This window comes from Nocardia camponoti (genome assembly GCF_014646135.1).
Classification (GTDB): Bacteria; Actinomycetota; Actinomycetes; order Mycobacteriales; family Mycobacteriaceae; genus Nocardia; species Nocardia camponoti.
The window spans coordinates 1,618,112-1,631,878 of sequence record NZ_BMMW01000001.1; the positions used below are offsets into that span (position 1 = coordinate 1,618,112).

Annotated in this window: 12 protein-coding genes; 5 read left to right on the forward strand and 7 right to left on the reverse strand. The window is 65.5% G+C overall.

Going from position 1 to position 13,767, the window contains the following annotated elements; all coding sequences use genetic code 11:
* Positions 1-82: 82 nt before the first annotated feature.
* From IEX78_RS07440 to IEX78_RS07450, 3 genes are read left to right on the forward strand one after another with little or no spacing between them, the layout of a single operon-like run.
* Positions 83-1,288, forward strand: a complete 1,206-nt coding sequence (locus IEX78_RS07440; protein WP_188828008.1) for a molybdopterin molybdotransferase MoeA — start codon at positions 83-85, stop codon at positions 1,286-1,288.
* Complete coding sequence (gene moaCB, locus IEX78_RS07445; protein ID WP_188828009.1) at positions 1,285-2,316, forward strand: bifunctional molybdenum cofactor biosynthesis protein MoaC/MoaB; 1,032 nt, start codon at positions 1,285-1,287, stop codon at positions 2,314-2,316. The genes IEX78_RS07440 and moaCB overlap by 4 nt, the downstream gene beginning before the upstream one ends.
* Entirely contained in the window at positions 2,309-2,743 is a 435-nt protein-coding gene (locus IEX78_RS07450) for a molybdenum cofactor biosynthesis protein MoaE (RefSeq protein ID WP_188828010.1), read from the forward strand. Before moaCB ends, IEX78_RS07450 begins: the two co-directional genes overlap by 8 nt.
* A gap of 9 nt (positions 2,744-2,752) precedes the next feature.
* Here IEX78_RS07450 and IEX78_RS07455 read toward each other — a convergent pair whose 3' ends face one another.
* Together IEX78_RS07455 and IEX78_RS24715 are read right to left on the reverse strand one after the other, a co-directional pair.
* Positions 2,753-3,778, reverse strand: a complete 1,026-nt coding sequence (locus IEX78_RS07455) for a CobW family GTP-binding protein (protein ID WP_229683759.1) — start codon at positions 3,776-3,778, stop codon at positions 2,753-2,755.
* Between the two features lie 93 nt (positions 3,779-3,871).
* A complete protein-coding gene (locus IEX78_RS24715; RefSeq protein WP_373291525.1) occupies positions 3,872-5,566 on the reverse strand; it encodes an N-acetylmuramoyl-L-alanine amidase in 1,695 nt (564 codons plus the stop codon).
* 409 nt (positions 5,567-5,975) lie between these two features.
* Here IEX78_RS24715 and IEX78_RS07470 point away from each other — a divergent pair, with 409 nt between their 5' ends.
* A complete protein-coding gene (locus IEX78_RS07470; RefSeq protein ID WP_188828011.1) occupies positions 5,976-6,947 on the forward strand; it encodes a cation diffusion facilitator family transporter in 972 nt (323 codons plus the stop codon).
* A 318-nt stretch (positions 6,948-7,265) separates the two neighbouring features.
* On the opposite strand, the gene IEX78_RS07475 is transcribed toward IEX78_RS07470, so the two are convergent.
* Both IEX78_RS07475 and IEX78_RS07480 read right to left on the reverse strand, forming a co-directional pair.
* A complete protein-coding gene (locus IEX78_RS07475; RefSeq protein ID WP_229683760.1) occupies positions 7,266-8,546 on the reverse strand; it encodes a lipase family protein in 1,281 nt (426 codons plus the stop codon).
* On the reverse strand, positions 8,543-9,682 hold the full coding sequence (locus IEX78_RS07480) for an esterase/lipase family protein (RefSeq protein WP_188828013.1): 1,140 nt from the start codon (positions 9,680-9,682) through the stop codon (positions 8,543-8,545). The genes IEX78_RS07475 and IEX78_RS07480 overlap by 4 nt, the downstream gene beginning before the upstream one ends.
* Positions 9,683-9,868: 186 nt before the next feature.
* On the opposite strand from IEX78_RS07480, the gene IEX78_RS07485 reads away from it, so the two are divergent.
* Positions 9,869-11,098, forward strand: coding sequence for a PucR family transcriptional regulator (locus IEX78_RS07485; RefSeq protein ID WP_188828014.1), 1,230 nt, complete (start codon positions 9,869-9,871; stop codon positions 11,096-11,098).
* A 40-nt stretch (positions 11,099-11,138) separates the two neighbouring features.
* Here IEX78_RS07485 and IEX78_RS07490 read toward each other — a convergent pair whose 3' ends face one another.
* From IEX78_RS07490 to IEX78_RS07500, 3 genes are all read right to left on the reverse strand, one after another.
* Positions 11,139-11,468 carry a transglycosylase family protein gene (locus tag IEX78_RS07490; protein WP_188828015.1) on the reverse strand — a complete coding sequence of 110 codons (330 nt, stop codon included), beginning with the start codon at positions 11,466-11,468 and terminating at the stop codon, positions 11,139-11,141.
* A 339-nt stretch (positions 11,469-11,807) separates the two neighbouring features.
* Positions 11,808-12,452, reverse strand: coding sequence for a response regulator (locus IEX78_RS07495; RefSeq protein ID WP_308426514.1), 645 nt, complete (start codon positions 12,450-12,452; stop codon positions 11,808-11,810).
* Positions 12,449-13,645 (reverse strand): sensor histidine kinase, encoded by a 1,197-nt coding sequence (locus tag IEX78_RS07500; RefSeq protein ID WP_188828016.1) that lies wholly within the window; start codon positions 13,643-13,645, stop codon positions 12,449-12,451. Before IEX78_RS07500 ends, IEX78_RS07495 begins: the two co-directional genes overlap by 4 nt.
* Between the last annotated feature and the right edge of the window lie 122 nt (positions 13,646-13,767).

Sequence of the window (13,767 nt, forward strand, 5' to 3'; positions counted from 1 at the left end):
TGATCGACCTCACCAATCGCGCCCCGCCGTAGTGAGCGAACCACACATGTCATGGCCCCTTACCCGCGATTAGGCTGAGCACATGAATGACCGGCCCGCGACGGCGTCGCTCCGCAGCGTCGATGACTATCGCGCCACCATCGCCGCCCTGCTTGCCCCGCTCGCTGAGCGACCGGTCGAGGAGGTTCCGGTACCTGCCGTGCTTGGCCGCACGTTGGCCGTCGACATCGCCGCGCCCATCGAACTGCCGGTGTTTCGCAATTCGGCGATGGACGGGTACGCGGTGCGGGCGGCCGATGTCGCGGTCACGCCGGTCACGTTGCCGGTGCACGGGGTGGTCGCGGCGGGAAAGCCCGGCGCCACTCCCCTACCCGACGGCAGCGCGATCAAGGTGATGACCGGCGCGCCGATTCCGCCCGGTGCCGACTGTGTTGTCCCAGTGGAGGATGTGCGGGCGTCCGACGGGGTGATCACCGTCGAAAGGGGAAGGGCGCGAGGCGATTTTGTACGCGAGCCCGGAACCGACGTGCGGGCGGGCGATCCGGTCGCGTTCGCTGGGACGCTGCTTGCGCCACGGCACATCGCCGCGCTCGCTGCCGTTGGCTTGCCGACCGTGCCGGTGTTGGCGCGCGTTCGGGCGATCGTCATTACGACGGGCGACGAACTGCTGCCCGCGGGGTCGCCGCTTGAGCCGGGGCAAATTTATGACTCGAACGGGATCGCGATCGCTGCCGCGTTGACCGCCGACGGCGTTGATGTGGTGTCGATTGAGCACAGCAGTGACGATCCTGCCGAGTTTGCTCGTGTTCTTGCCTCCGCGGTCGCGCGGGCCGATGTGGTTTTCACATCCGGCGGCGTTTCCAAAGGCGACTTTGAGGTGGTCAAGGACGTGCTCGCGCCGATGGGCGGCGTATTCGGGCCGGTCGCGGTGCAGCCGGGTGGGCCGCAGGGGTACACCGTCGTCGACGGGGTGCCGGTGCTGAGTTTCCCTGGTAATCCCGTCAGTACGACGGTCTCGTACGCGGTTTTCGCACGGTCGGTCTTGCGGGACTTCGCCGGACTTCCGCCAGTTGAGGAACGCGACGTGGCGCTGCTCACGCCGGTGCGCTCCCCCAACGGGAAACGGCAGTTCCTGCGCGGGGTGGTGAAACCCGAAGGAGTAGAAGTGGTTTCGGGACCGGGATCGCATTTGATCGCGAGCATGGCGTGGGCCGACGTGCTTGTAGACGTGCCAGCCGAGGTCACCGCGTTGCCCGTTGGCGCGACTGTGCGAATCTTGACGCTATGAGCGAGTTGTCACACGTCGACGGCGAAGGTCGCGCCCGGATGGTCGACGTCAGTGCGAAAGCCGACACGGCGCGAATCGCCGTTGCCGCAGGACAATTGCGGACAACGCCCGAGGTGCTGCGCCTAGTGCGCGCCGACGACATGCCCAAGGCCGACGTGCTGTCGACCGCGCGGCTCGCGGGTATCGGTGGGGCGAAGAAAACGTCGGAACTCATTCCGCTGTGTCATCAGCTCGCGCTGTCGACGGTGAAGGTGGAGTTCGGCTTTACCGACGATGCCATCACGATTGAGGCGATGGCGAAGACGACCGGGCCGACCGGGGTTGAGATGGAGGCGTTGACCGCCGTCGCGGTGGCGGGGTTGACGTTGCATGACATGGTGAAGGCGGTCGATCCGGGGGCGGTGCTCACCGATGTCCGGTTGCTGACGAAATCTGGTGGGAAGCGCGGGAATTGGGTTCGGGAGGATGAGGTCGGTCGGGACGTCGCGAGCTCATCCAATGCGAACGACTCATCCGCGAGTTCGCCTGTCTTCGTAGAAGATTCGCCAGTAGTCGCGCGGTCCGCCGTTGTTGTTGTCGCATCGACGGGTGCCGCTGCGGGAACGCGAGTCGACACCACTGGGCCCGCGCTTGTCGAATGGCTTCTCGCCCAAGGGTTTTCGGTACCGGAACCCCTCGTGTACGCCGACGCCGACATTGCCACCGGACTCGCTGACGCGCTCGCCTTGCGGCCCGCGCTGGTGATCACGACGGGCGGAACGGGCGCGTCACCGACCGACGCGACGCCCGAGGCGACCCTTGCCGTTCTCGATCGCGAACTGCCCGGCATCGCCGAAACCATCCGCGCGCGTGGGGCCGAGAAGTTCCCGCTCGCCGCGCTGAGTCGCGGGGTCGCTGGCCTGGTCGGACGGACGGTCGTTGTGAATTTGCCCGGCTCCCCCGGCGGGGTGAAAGACGGGATCGCGGTGCTTGAACCGCTGCTTGACCATTTGCTTGCCCAAGTCGCCGGAGGCGGAAATCATGAGTGAGTCTTACGCGGCGGTGCGGATGGCTGTGATCAGCGACGCGCCGCTCGACCCGTCGGCCGTCGAAGCGGCGGTCGACGGACCCGAGTTCGGCGGTGTTGTCGTTTTCACCGGCAAGGTGCGTAATCACGATGGTGGCCAAGAGGTTTCAGCGCTTGAGTATTCGGCGCACCCGCAGGCTGAGCGGTTTCTCGCGCAGGTGTGCGCGGAGGTCGCGGAGAAGAGCGGGCTGCCCGTTGCGGCGGCGCATCGGATCGGCGCGTTGACGATTGGCGACTTGGCGATCGTGGTCGCTGTCGCCGCACCGCACCGGGCAGAGGCGTTCGCGACGTGCGCTGAGCTGGTCGACCGGATTAAGCATGAGGTGCCGATTTGGAAGCGGCAGCTTTTCGCTGACGGGCTGTCGGAGTGGGTTAACGCCTGCGGGTAGGAGTGGTCGCTAGCGCGGGGTGTAGCGCCAGACGCTGAGCATGGCCTGGTTGTCGGTGTCGGTATGGGATTCAGTGTCTGTTTGTGATTCGGTGGCGCGCAAGCGGTTTCGTGCTTCTTCGACGTCGAGTCCCGGGCCGATCAGGACGAGGTCGGTGGATGGCGTCTCGTTGCGCGCCCAGGTGTCCGGGGTGAAGACGATGTGGTGGCCGACGAGGTGGACGGTGAACTTGCCGTTGTCGCCGGCGAAGTGGGCAAAACCTTTGGCGCGGAACAGGTTCGCTGGCGGATTCTCTAGGAATTCGACGAAGGCGCGCGGGTCAAGCGGTTGGTCGGTCTGAAAGTGGCAGGTGGTGTAGTCGTCGTGGAGATGGCGATGCGTGGGGTCGCGGTGATCGTGGTCGTCTTCGGTTAACAGGTCAAAGCTCAACTGCTGCGCTACTTTTGGTGCTTCGGGCGTGCGTTGATCGAAGAGGAGACCGGGGTCGATTTGCCCGTGGGTGGTCGCGTAGATCGGCACGTCGCCCACCGCGTCGGCAATCTGAGCCCGGAGCGCGTCGAGGTCAGCCGTGCGGTCGGCCTTGTTAATCAAGACCAAGTCGGCCAGCCGCAGGTGTGTCAGCAACTCTGGATGCTCAGCACTGGTCGCCGAAAAGTGTTCGGCGTCAACAACTTCAACGAGGCCGCCATAGGTGAGCCGAGGGTTCTCACTCGCGAGCACCATCCGAATAAGACCGCGCGGCTCAGCGAGCCCACTGGCTTCGACAACGATCACATCCACCGCGTTACGCCCTTGACTGAGCTTGGTGAACATCGCATCCAACTCCGAAACGTCGACCGCACAGCAGACGCACCCATTGGCAAGCGAAACCATCGCATCAACTTGCCCGGCGACAAGCATGGCGTCGATGTTGACGGAGCCAAAGTCATTGACAATCACCCCAATTCGCGTCCCCCGATGGGCGCGCAGGAGGTGATTGAGCAGGGTCGTCTTCCCCGACCCCAGATAGCCAGCGACAATCACGACAGGAATCACGAGACCACTGTTTCATGTTGCCTGTTTCGTCTTGCCCACAGCCGCCACCGCGCGCCGCTCCAACCAGAGCGGCGCGCGGTCAAGCGTTCGAACCTACTTCCCCGAACCGAAGACCAACGAAACCAACGTGTAAGCCAGGTTGATCATCTGCGTGGTCATCGCGCTCTTGTCCAGCCCAAGCACCTTGATGAGGGGCGAGAGCAAATCCAGCACCGTCGTGGCTAACCCACCGAGCGCGGCCAGGTCAGGAGCGGTTTCCTCCGGGGCAGGAGCCTTCGGTGCCTGCGGCCGGCTGCGCGGTGTGGGAGCGGGCGCAGGGTCGGGCGTGTTCGCCCCGAGACTGCCGGGCACCGACGGGCTGCCGGGGACTGACGGCGTTGCTGGAACCGCTGGCGAGCCAGGCAACGATTGCGTCTCCGGGACCGCAGGGCTTCCCGGGCTCACCGGCGCGGACGGCACCTCCGGCGCACCGGGCGTCCCTGGCACCCCAGGTGCCGCACGTGCGGGCGCGAGCGGCGCGGGGTCGGCCACCGGTTTACGCACGGGCCCGACGGGAACCGCAGGCTCGCTGGGCGCGGGCGCGATACCAATAAATACCTCGGGAGTCGGTGCGGATTCCGGCGAAGCGCCACCCTCGGCAGGCACACCCGGCGCGACACCACTCGGCGCAACCGCGTCCCCACCCGGAGCGGGCAGCTGCGCGTCCGGCGCAGCGCTAGGCGACACGGGCACATCCGTGCCCGGCTCGTCCGCTCCGGGAACCGCGGGAACAACCGGCGCGCCCGGCCCTGCCGGAACCGGCTCGCGGGCCGAACTCGGGCCCGGATCCTCGGGCGAAACGGGTGCCCCCGGCACCGCGGGAACTCCCGCGCGCAACCCTGCCGGATTACCCGGCGCAACCTCATCCAGCCTCGGGAACGCAAGCGCGGGCGGGACCGTCCCCGCGCCAGTGCTCGGCTGCCCACCCGGCGCGGGCGTCGCCGCACCCGGCAACGGCGCGTTCGCCGGGTGACTTCCCGGCACGAACGTCGTCGGTCCCGGCGCCGTCACCGGCTTGTCAAGCAGGTAGCTCACAATCCCCGTCGCGATCGCGATCGCGTGCTTGAGCTGACCTTCCCGGCTCTCCAACAACGCCGCGTCTTCCGGGTTCGCACCGTTGCCCATTTCGACGAAAACGAGCGGGACCTCGGTCAATGCCGGGCCAGCGATGTCGGCGCGGGTCTGAATCCCGTTGTCGGCGTAGCTCGCCGCCGGGAAACCCGACGCCAAGTACGCGTCGCGCATCGCCGTCGTCGCCGCACGACCCGGACCTTCCTGGGCGCGCTGGACTTCGGCATCGGGGACCGGCAACTCGGGCACGATGAGGTGGAATCCGCGCAGGTTGGCGGGCGCGCTGTCGGCGTGGATGCTTACCGCCACCGCCGCGCCCGACGCGTTCGCCGCGGCAGCACGTTCGTCAACGCATCCGCCCCAACCGATGTCGTCAGGTCGACTGAGCACGACTTGCGCGCCCATCGCCTCCAACGACGCCTTCACCAACCGGGCGACGTCGAAGGTGATCGTGTGTTCGGGGACGCCACCGAGCGACGTCATCCCGGTGGTCTGGCAGTCTTTCGTACCCCCGCGACCATTGTTGACCTGCCGATTCAGGTCCTCGCTGTGTCCGCTGCCCTGGTGGCCTGGGTCGAGGAAAACGGTGCGACCAGCGAGCTGGCTGTGTGGTGCGGGTTCTGGTTGTGCGGATGCGGGCAGTGTCGCGGCCAGCGACACGAGAACCGCCGCGCTCACCGCGGAGCTAAGACCGGCTTTGATGGATTTTGGTTGCATGTTCGGTCGGCACTCCGGGATGGAGCGCCCCTCCCTTCCCATTGGTAACACCAAACCCAGGAGTTAACTCTCGCAACGCTAACAACATCAGGGCAAGACCCGTTGCTGAACTGTGACGGCACCGTTGGGTTAGGACGCTAGGCGCGTACCAGGTCGTTAAGTGGCCTATCAGAATCTGCCGAGCCGGTCGGGTCACAGTTTGTTCCGCGAGCCCGGCCGGGCCTGCTCCAGGAGGGGGGAGCAGGGCCGCCGGGCTCGCCGCATCCGGGCCTAATCTGGAGAAAGACAGATGATCTGCACCGAATTGCACACATAGCAATGTCTGCATACGATAGGCGAGAATGATCTCAACGAAAGAGGTGTAGCCGATATGGGCGCAGGTCACGGCCACGATCACGGTGTGACAGCCAACAGCGACCGGCGTTGGCTCGCTGGCGCGCTCGCGGTGATCGTCGCGTTCCTGCTTGGCGAGGTGATCGTCGGCATCGTCGCGAATTCGCTCGCACTGCTTTCGGATGCCGCCCACATGACCACCGATGCCGCGTCGATCGCGCTCGCGCTGTGGGCGATCCGATTGGCCGCGCGCCCGGCGAGCGGTCGCATGACCTTCGGCTGGAAACGCGCCGAGATTCTGTCCGCGCAAGCCAACGGGCTCACCCTGCTACTCCTGGCGATATGGCTGGGTTACGAGGCGATTCGCCGACTTTTCCAACCGCCGGAAGTGCACGGCGGTCTCGTGCTCGGCACCGCGCTTGTTGGTGTCGCGGTGAACCTGCTCGCCACCTGGATGATTTCGCGCGCCGACCGAACAAGCCTCAACGTCGAAGGCGCCTACCAGCACATTCTCAACGACCTGTTCGCCTTCATCGCCACCGCGATCGCGGGCGGCATCATCATGGCAACTGGCTGGGCGCGCGCCGACGTGATCGCGACGCTGATCGTTGTCGTGTTGATGATCAAAGCGGGCATCGGACTGATCCGCGCCTCGTCGCGCATTTTCCTTGAGGCCGCGCCCGCGCATCTCGATCCGGCGAAGGTGGGTGCCGACATGGTCGCGGTGCCTGGCGTCGCGCAGGTCCACGATCTGCACATCTGGGAAATCACGTCGGGCTCGCCCGCGCTGTCGGCGCATGTCCTGGTCAGGCGGGGTTTTGACTGCCACACCGTCCGCGAGGAGGTGGCGCATATGTTGGCCCACGATCGCCATATCGAACACGTGACGTTGCAGGTTGATCATGTGCAGCCCGACGTACTCGATATCGGCGCGCGCAAGGACGACAATTGCGGCGACACCCACGATTTACATGGGTCGCACCATTTGTCTTCTGGCCAAGGGAATTAAGTAAAGCGGCCCCGTCGCGAAGACGGGGCCGCTTTTACTCGGTCAAAGAACCGAGGGCAGATCAGCCGCCGAAGGAGCCCGTCCACAGGGTGCTCGCGATGCCGTGCAGGGCGGCGTTGATGGTGTCAACGAGGACGTTGAACGACGCGCTACCTGCATCAATGATGATCGGGATCATGAGGGTTCCTCCGTTTTCCTTGCGGTTCAGCCGAAGCTGAATGACAACCGGACTATCGGGTCTCCTTCCGGTCGAGTTACGGAATTTCGCGCATTGTGAGCGCGAATACACGCCATTACTATCGCCTATTACTCACGTAATTAGCCCGAGTAACCAGACCTATGTGATTTGTTCGTGATTGTGGTAATGGGCGCGCCCATCACCATTCGCGCCAACAGGATGATCAGCGCGACATGACCACGAACCGCCCGGGGCGAGCGCGCGACCGACCGCACTGTCGACGTCCCCGTCGAGGCCGGGATACCGGCGAAGCGCGCGGTCAACCAGTCGAGGACGAACGGCACGATCAGGAATTCCAGCGGCAGATGCGAACCGCGTCGCACCCGCACGTACCGCACGGCAGCGCCAGCGCGTTCATAGCGACCAACGTGCGCGTCGATGTCGGCGACCGCGATCACCTCGTCGCGCACGCCCTGGACAACCAACATCGGCGCGGCGGGCGCGCGCTCCCCCGGTTCGATGTCGGCGAGAATGCGACGCAGCGCGGGTTCGGCGAGGAAGTCGACCAGGTCGGTACGCAGGTGTTTCGCCACGTCACGCCGCAGAAAACGCAGCAGGAGCCCGAAGGTCGAGCCACGTTCGGCGGCCGTCAGCCACGCTTGATAACGCTGGTCGACGTGGTTGTTGAGCACAGGGTCAAGGTCGGGATAGGCCCGACGCAGGCCAGCGACGAACGCGGCGGGAAATCCCGCAAACCAGCCCCCGTTGAGGCGAACGAACGCGGCAGCCGGGTCGCCGACCGGCGAGCCAGCCACTGAACCGACGACGTTCAGTTCGGGCGCGTAGGTCGCGGCGAGTTCGGCGGCCCATGCGGTTGCGAGTCCCCCGCCGGAGTAGCCCCACAAGCCGACCGGCGTTGACCGCGAAAGTCCAAGCGGCGCAAACGATAACGCCGCGCGCACCCCGTCAAGCGCGCGATATCCCGGTTCGCGTGCCGCGCCAAACCGTCCGTCGACGCCACCGTGATCTGGCACCGACACCGCCCACCCGCGCCGCAACGCCATCGCGATGATGGGCAGTTCGAGCGGCGCGATCGACCCTGCTGTCCGTGCGCCCCGCCTCAGCGCGTAGGACGGAAAGCATTGCGGCGCAACAGCATCGATCGCACATTGGAAGGAAACGAGCGGTCGACGCGACGACGCGGCACCCCACGGTAGGAGCACGGTTGTCACCGCTACTTCCGGTGTTCCATCGAGATCGCATGTGCGGTAAGCCAATTGGAATGCCGTCACGCGTTGGGTGATGCGGCCAGCTAGGGCGATCTCCACCGGACGAGACCGCAGGATCGTGCCCGGCGCGAGCGTTTCGAAGCCCGGTTCGGTGGCGTAGAAGGTGTCGTCGGGCGCTAGCGTGAGCGTCACAGGCCGCCGCCCCCACCGAAGAACCACGGGTTAAACGCACAGGTCAGCTGCGGATTCGCGACCGGGTCAAGCGCGCGAAGCGCGATCGACGCGGCACGCGGCGAGTACATCATCGTCAGGTGATCGGACAGGTCTTGTTCGCACCCGGCTTGCAGGGTGATGTTGTCGACCGTGGCGTCGGGGCCGGGTCGCAGGAACGTCCAGTCATACGGGTTCATCACCTCGTCGTAGCGACTGCCGACGGCGGTGTAAGCGACGCCGGGCACGGTGTCGCCGTTCGTGTTGAGCGTGCCGTAAAACGAAGAGCCGACGGCCTGTTCGATATTGGCCGCGCCGACGATCGGCCGGTAGAACCCGAGAATGTCGATGCCAACGTTGGTGATGATGCGGCCAAGCGTGGCGATGCCGAGCAGGGACGTGCCGTGGTAGGTCGCGCCGAACGAGATGAGGCGCGCGACTTTGCCCTGTCCCCCTTCATATTTCAGATACTGACTGGCGACGGTCCCGCCCTGCGAGTGGCCGATGATGTCGACTTGATCGCTGCCGGTCGCCGCCCGCACGCGGTCGATGAACACCGCGACCTGCTTCGCCGACTCAGCCATCGGACCAACCCCATTGCGACCGGGCAACACCGCGCCGACACCGCCACCTTCGAGCACCCCGGACTTGCCGTAGTTGGGCGCGAACAGGCAAAAGCCCTGCTCAGCGAGGCGCGGGGCGAGGTAGGCGAAGGTGTCGTAGGCGTTGAGCCAGGTGCCGTGCAGCAGCACGACCGGGCGCGGGTGCGCGGCGCTCGGCTTGCAGTCCCAGCGGTTGGTGTTCGGCGGTGCGACGTCCGGGTTGGCGAGGCCGTACGCAAAGGCGGCGAGCGGGGCGGTCATCGACGGGCCTTCGCCGACGGTGTCGGTTGCGCGGCTGCGGTCAGCCGAGCCGGTCGAACTGCCGGTGTCGGCGATCGCCGTGGGTGTGCGACCGTCGGGTGCCGCTTTCACGTTCGCGTCGAGATAGGCCGCGAGCGACTCGATGGTCGGCTCAAGCGCGGGGGCCTCGGCAGCAACCGGGCCGATACCAGCGGCACAGGTGAGTGCGGCCGCGAAACCAAGTCCGCACAGCGCGCGGCGAAGGGGGTGGTTCATCCATCAATTCCGTCCAACTCGCAGCGCTCGGAGCAGCGCCGCAAGCGAATCTATGACCTGGGCCACACTGATGTCACTGCACTGAGCGCCGAGAAACCGGGTGTCGAATTGGTTCGTGAACCAAGATTTGGGTGAGTTTAGCCAGAGCGACCCGAGCCGACCTGTCGTGCGACACAATCAGCAACCATGCTCGTCGAAGACCGCACCACCCACTTCACCGCCCGCCTGCTCGCCCGTTGGCCGCAGATCTCTGAGCGAATGCTGGCCGACGGCCTCGGCACCGCGACCCCGGCTGACCTGCCCGAAGGGCACTTCACCGCCGAGGTACTGCCGACGATTTACGCGTGCGGTCGCGCGGTGCTTGAGTCAATCGCGGCCGAGCGTCCCTTCACGAAAGCCGAGGTTGCCGCGTTTGTCGGCCCGGTCGCCGAGCGGCACGCCGAGGATCGCCTGCCGTTGCCCATGCTCATCGCCGCGATTCACTCGTCGGCGCAGACGATGCTGCTTGAGTCGGCCGCTGTCGCTGAGCCCGCCGAGATGGGCGAACTGGTTGGGCTGGTCGGTACGCGACTGCTTGAGCTACTCATGCACATCAACGTGATCGTCGTCGAGACATACGCCGAGGTCGAGCAGTCGATTTACCACGCTGAGCGAGAAGCGCGCCGGGAGTTATGTTCGGCGCTCGTACGCGGATTGCCCGCCGAAGAATTAGCAGCGCGCGCCGATACGGTGCTCACCGATTCCTATACCGTGCTCGCGATCGCACTCGACGACCCCCGGCGCGGTGCGGGCACCGCGACCAACTTGTTGACGCGTCGCCGCATCCGCGTGCTGCAACGCGCGCTCGACGCCCTAACCAACACGACGACGGCGGCCACCTTCGACGGCACGCGGGGCATCGCGCTGCTCAGCGCGACCGAGGTGCTCGCACCCGATCGGCTCGACGCACTCGCCGCCGAGCTCGGCGAACAATTCGGCGTGCCAGTGCATTTGGCGGAAATGCCCGACGTGCGACGCGAAGCGATTCCGGTCGCGGCGACAGACGCGGCGGAACTGACCGAACTCGCGCGAAAGCTCGGGCGGCCAGGCGGCTGTTATCGACTCGACGATCTGCTGCTCGAATACCAACTCACCCGACCGGGCCCCGCGCGAGAACGCTTGGCGCAGCGCATTTCTCCGCTGTTGAGCAGCCCCCATTTGCTCGAAGCGCTCGACGCGCATTTGCGCTTCGGTGCCGATCGTAAAACCGCGTCGAAGCGAATTCACGTGCACCCGAACACGTTTACCTACCGATTGCGGCGCATCGCCGAACTCACCGGATTAGATCCAGCGAATCCGAGTGAATCGCGCATGCTTGCCGCCGCATTAATGATCGAAAAAACCCACTATTCGACATCATCGTCGAATAGCGGGTAGTTCGTTTCCCGACAAGGAAAGTATTTATCGGTGCAGCGATTTACAGGTACGCGCTGCAGACCGGCCACGCGCCGGGGCCCTGGCCCGCGAGCACGTTCTCGGCGACACGGATCTGCTCTTCACGGCTGGCGTTGTCGGCCGAGCCGCTGCCGCCGTAGGCCTCCCAGGTGCTCTGGGTGAACTGAAGGCCGCCGTAGAAGCCGTTTCCGGTGTTGATGTTCCAGTCGCCGCTGCTCTCGCACTGCGCCACGGCGTCCCAGTTGTTGGCCGAGGCGGTAGCGGTGGTCAGGCCAGCCGGAACAGCGATAAGCGCGCCGGCGACGGCAGCGAGACCAAGGGCACGAGTGGTGAACTTACGATTGAAAGACATAGGGGAAAATTCCTGCCTGCGCCCGCCAGCTCGGAAAGATCATGCGTTTCCGCGCATCCTGCCCTCAGGTATGTCGGGGATCCTCGAATCGCGGGGCAGGGTTTCCGGCGTTCTAGCGATTCGATTCGGCTTAGGTTGTTGTTCAAGCCGTGATCGAATGTAGCGGGAATATGCGAAGAGGTCACGCCCCCGTCTCGTCCGCCTTTGTATCAGCAATTGTCTAAATTATGTTTGTTTCGCCCAGGTGACTCGCAATAAAGTCGTAATGACGTGGATGAAATTCAGCATCAATATCGTGACGGGGAACACGCCGATTTTGTGGCATGGGTCACGTTTAGTTCAGCCGAGAAGGCGGCGTTCGGTTGCTACCGCGACTGCCGCAGCCCTCGTTTCAACGCCCAATTTGTCGTAAATGCGGCCCAAGTGGGTTTTCACGGTGGCTTCGCTAATGTGCAGTGCGCGCGCGATTTCCCGGTTGCCAATGCCACGGGCGAGCTGGCTGAGAATGTCGAGTTCGCGCGCGGTGAGCGCGGCGGTTGGGGTGCGCATGCGAGCCATCATCTTGGCCGCGACCGGCGGCGATAGCGTGGTTCGCCCTGCCGCGGCGGCGGTAATCGCGGCAAAGAGTTCGTCGGGCGGTTCGGCTTTGAGTAGGTAGCCGGTGGCACCCGCTTCGATGGCGCGGGTGATGTCGGCGTCGGTGTCGAAGGTGGTGAGCACGAGCACGCGGGCGCTGGTTTGCGCGGTGAGCCTGCGGGTGGCTTCGATCCCGTCGATCGCGCCGCCGAGCTGGAGGTCCATGAGCACGACATCGGGTTGCTCGCTGGTCGCGAGCGTGATCGCGGTGAGACCGTCGGCGGCCTCACCGACCACCTCAATGCCGGGTTCGCTCGCCAACAGCGCACGGAGACCAGCGCGGACGACGGCGTGGTCGTCACAGAGGAGTAACCGGACCACCTTGCCTGGGTGCGCCTGCTCAGTCATTGGCTCACCTTCGCATTGGGTGCCGTTCCGAGCGGAATCGCGGCCGACAACACGGTCCCCTCGCCGGGAGCCGACTCGATGACAACCGTCCCGCCGAGTTGGTGTACCCGCGCGCGGATCGCGGGGAGTCCGTGACCGCGATGCGGCGCTGGGTCCGCGCGCGCCGACGCGGCCGGGTCGAAGCCGGTTCCGTCGTCGGCGATGTCGAGCAGCACTTGGTCGTCGAGCGTGGTGAGCGTGATCGTCGCTGTTGTCGCTTCGGCATGTTCGGCCACGTTCGCGAGCGCACCTTGGGCGACGCGCAGCAGCGTGGCCTCTATCTGCGGCGGCAGCGCCGTAGGCGGTCCTTCTAGATGAGACCGCACGGTGAGCGTCGGCGATCCACTGCGCTCAGCGAGTGCGGTGAGCGCCGCGCCGAGCGATCCTTCCGTCGCCAAATCAGCGGGCGCGAGGTCGTGGACGAAGCGACGGGCCTCGGCAAGGTCGCGTTCGGCGATCTCGGCAGCCGCGACAACGTGCGCACGCGCGAGGGCGGGGTCGGAGTCGAAGACCCGGTCAGCGGCCTGCAACAGCATGCGTTGACTCGATAACCCCTGTGCGAGGGTGTCGTGGATTTCCATCGCGAGTCGTTGTCGTTCTTCGAGCGTGCCTTCGCGCCGCTCGGTTGCCGCGAGTTCGGCCCGGGTGCGAACGAGGTCGGCGATGAGCCTGCGCTGGTCTTCGGCTTGGCGACGCATCCCGAGGAACAGCGCGGTGGTGACCGCCGCGACGGCGAACGGCGCGAGCACGAGATTGGGGTCGAGCCACGTTGCCAACCGCAACTGACTGAACACAACAAGCCCGGTAAGAATGACGACCAACGCCACCGCGACCCGCAATGCAAGCACCCGCAGCCCGGTGTACACCAGCGGCACCGCGCACCACGCGAAACTGGGCGCGATGACACATAGCACCGCCCACGCCCCAACGAGCGCGGCGAACCACGCGAGCTGACGCGACTGCCTGAGTTCGCTCATCGCGTAGGTGAACGCGAGCACCGCCGCGAGCGCCAAGACGAGCGGCGTGGCTGGCGAGCTGCCGTGCCGGATGACCCAACGCAACAGCGACGCGGCAAGCAACACATAGAACGCGCAGTGCACGATGACCGCGAGCAGCCGCAGATACGACGCCGACGCCGCCGTGTGTTCGTCCATCCCACTCACCTCCCGCGGCCATTGTTGTCGCTGATCACGCCCGGCGAATCATCCTTTCGGTTGATTTTCTGTCATCCAAAAGAGTGATCGAACTTCATCCGTCTTGCCGATTCGGCCGACCC

Coding starts and splice junctions, on each gene's coding strand:
- IEX78_RS07490 (WP_188828015.1), bottom strand. CDS start 11,468: ATGTCTTTCAATCGTAAGTTCACCACTCGTGCCCTTGGTCTCGCTGCC.
- IEX78_RS07485 (WP_188828014.1), top strand. CDS start 9,869: ATGCTCGTCGAAGACCGCACCACCCACTTCACCGCCCGCCTGCTCGCC.
- IEX78_RS07500 (WP_188828016.1), bottom strand. CDS start 13,645: ATGGACGAACACACGGCGGCGTCGGCGTCGTATCTGCGGCTGCTCGCG.
- IEX78_RS07470 (WP_188828011.1), top strand. CDS start 5,976: ATGGGCGCAGGTCACGGCCACGATCACGGTGTGACAGCCAACAGCGAC.
- IEX78_RS07480 (WP_188828013.1), bottom strand. CDS start 9,682: ATGAACCACCCCCTTCGCCGCGCGCTGTGCGGACTTGGTTTCGCGGCC.
- IEX78_RS07495 (WP_308426514.1), bottom strand. CDS start 12,452: ATGACTGAGCAGGCGCACCCAGGCAAGGTGGTCCGGTTACTCCTCTGT.
- IEX78_RS07450 (WP_188828010.1), top strand. CDS start 2,309: ATGAGTGAGTCTTACGCGGCGGTGCGGATGGCTGTGATCAGCGACGCG.
- IEX78_RS07440 (WP_188828008.1), top strand. CDS start 83: ATGAATGACCGGCCCGCGACGGCGTCGCTCCGCAGCGTCGATGACTAT.
- moaCB (WP_188828009.1), top strand. CDS start 1,285: ATGAGCGAGTTGTCACACGTCGACGGCGAAGGTCGCGCCCGGATGGTC.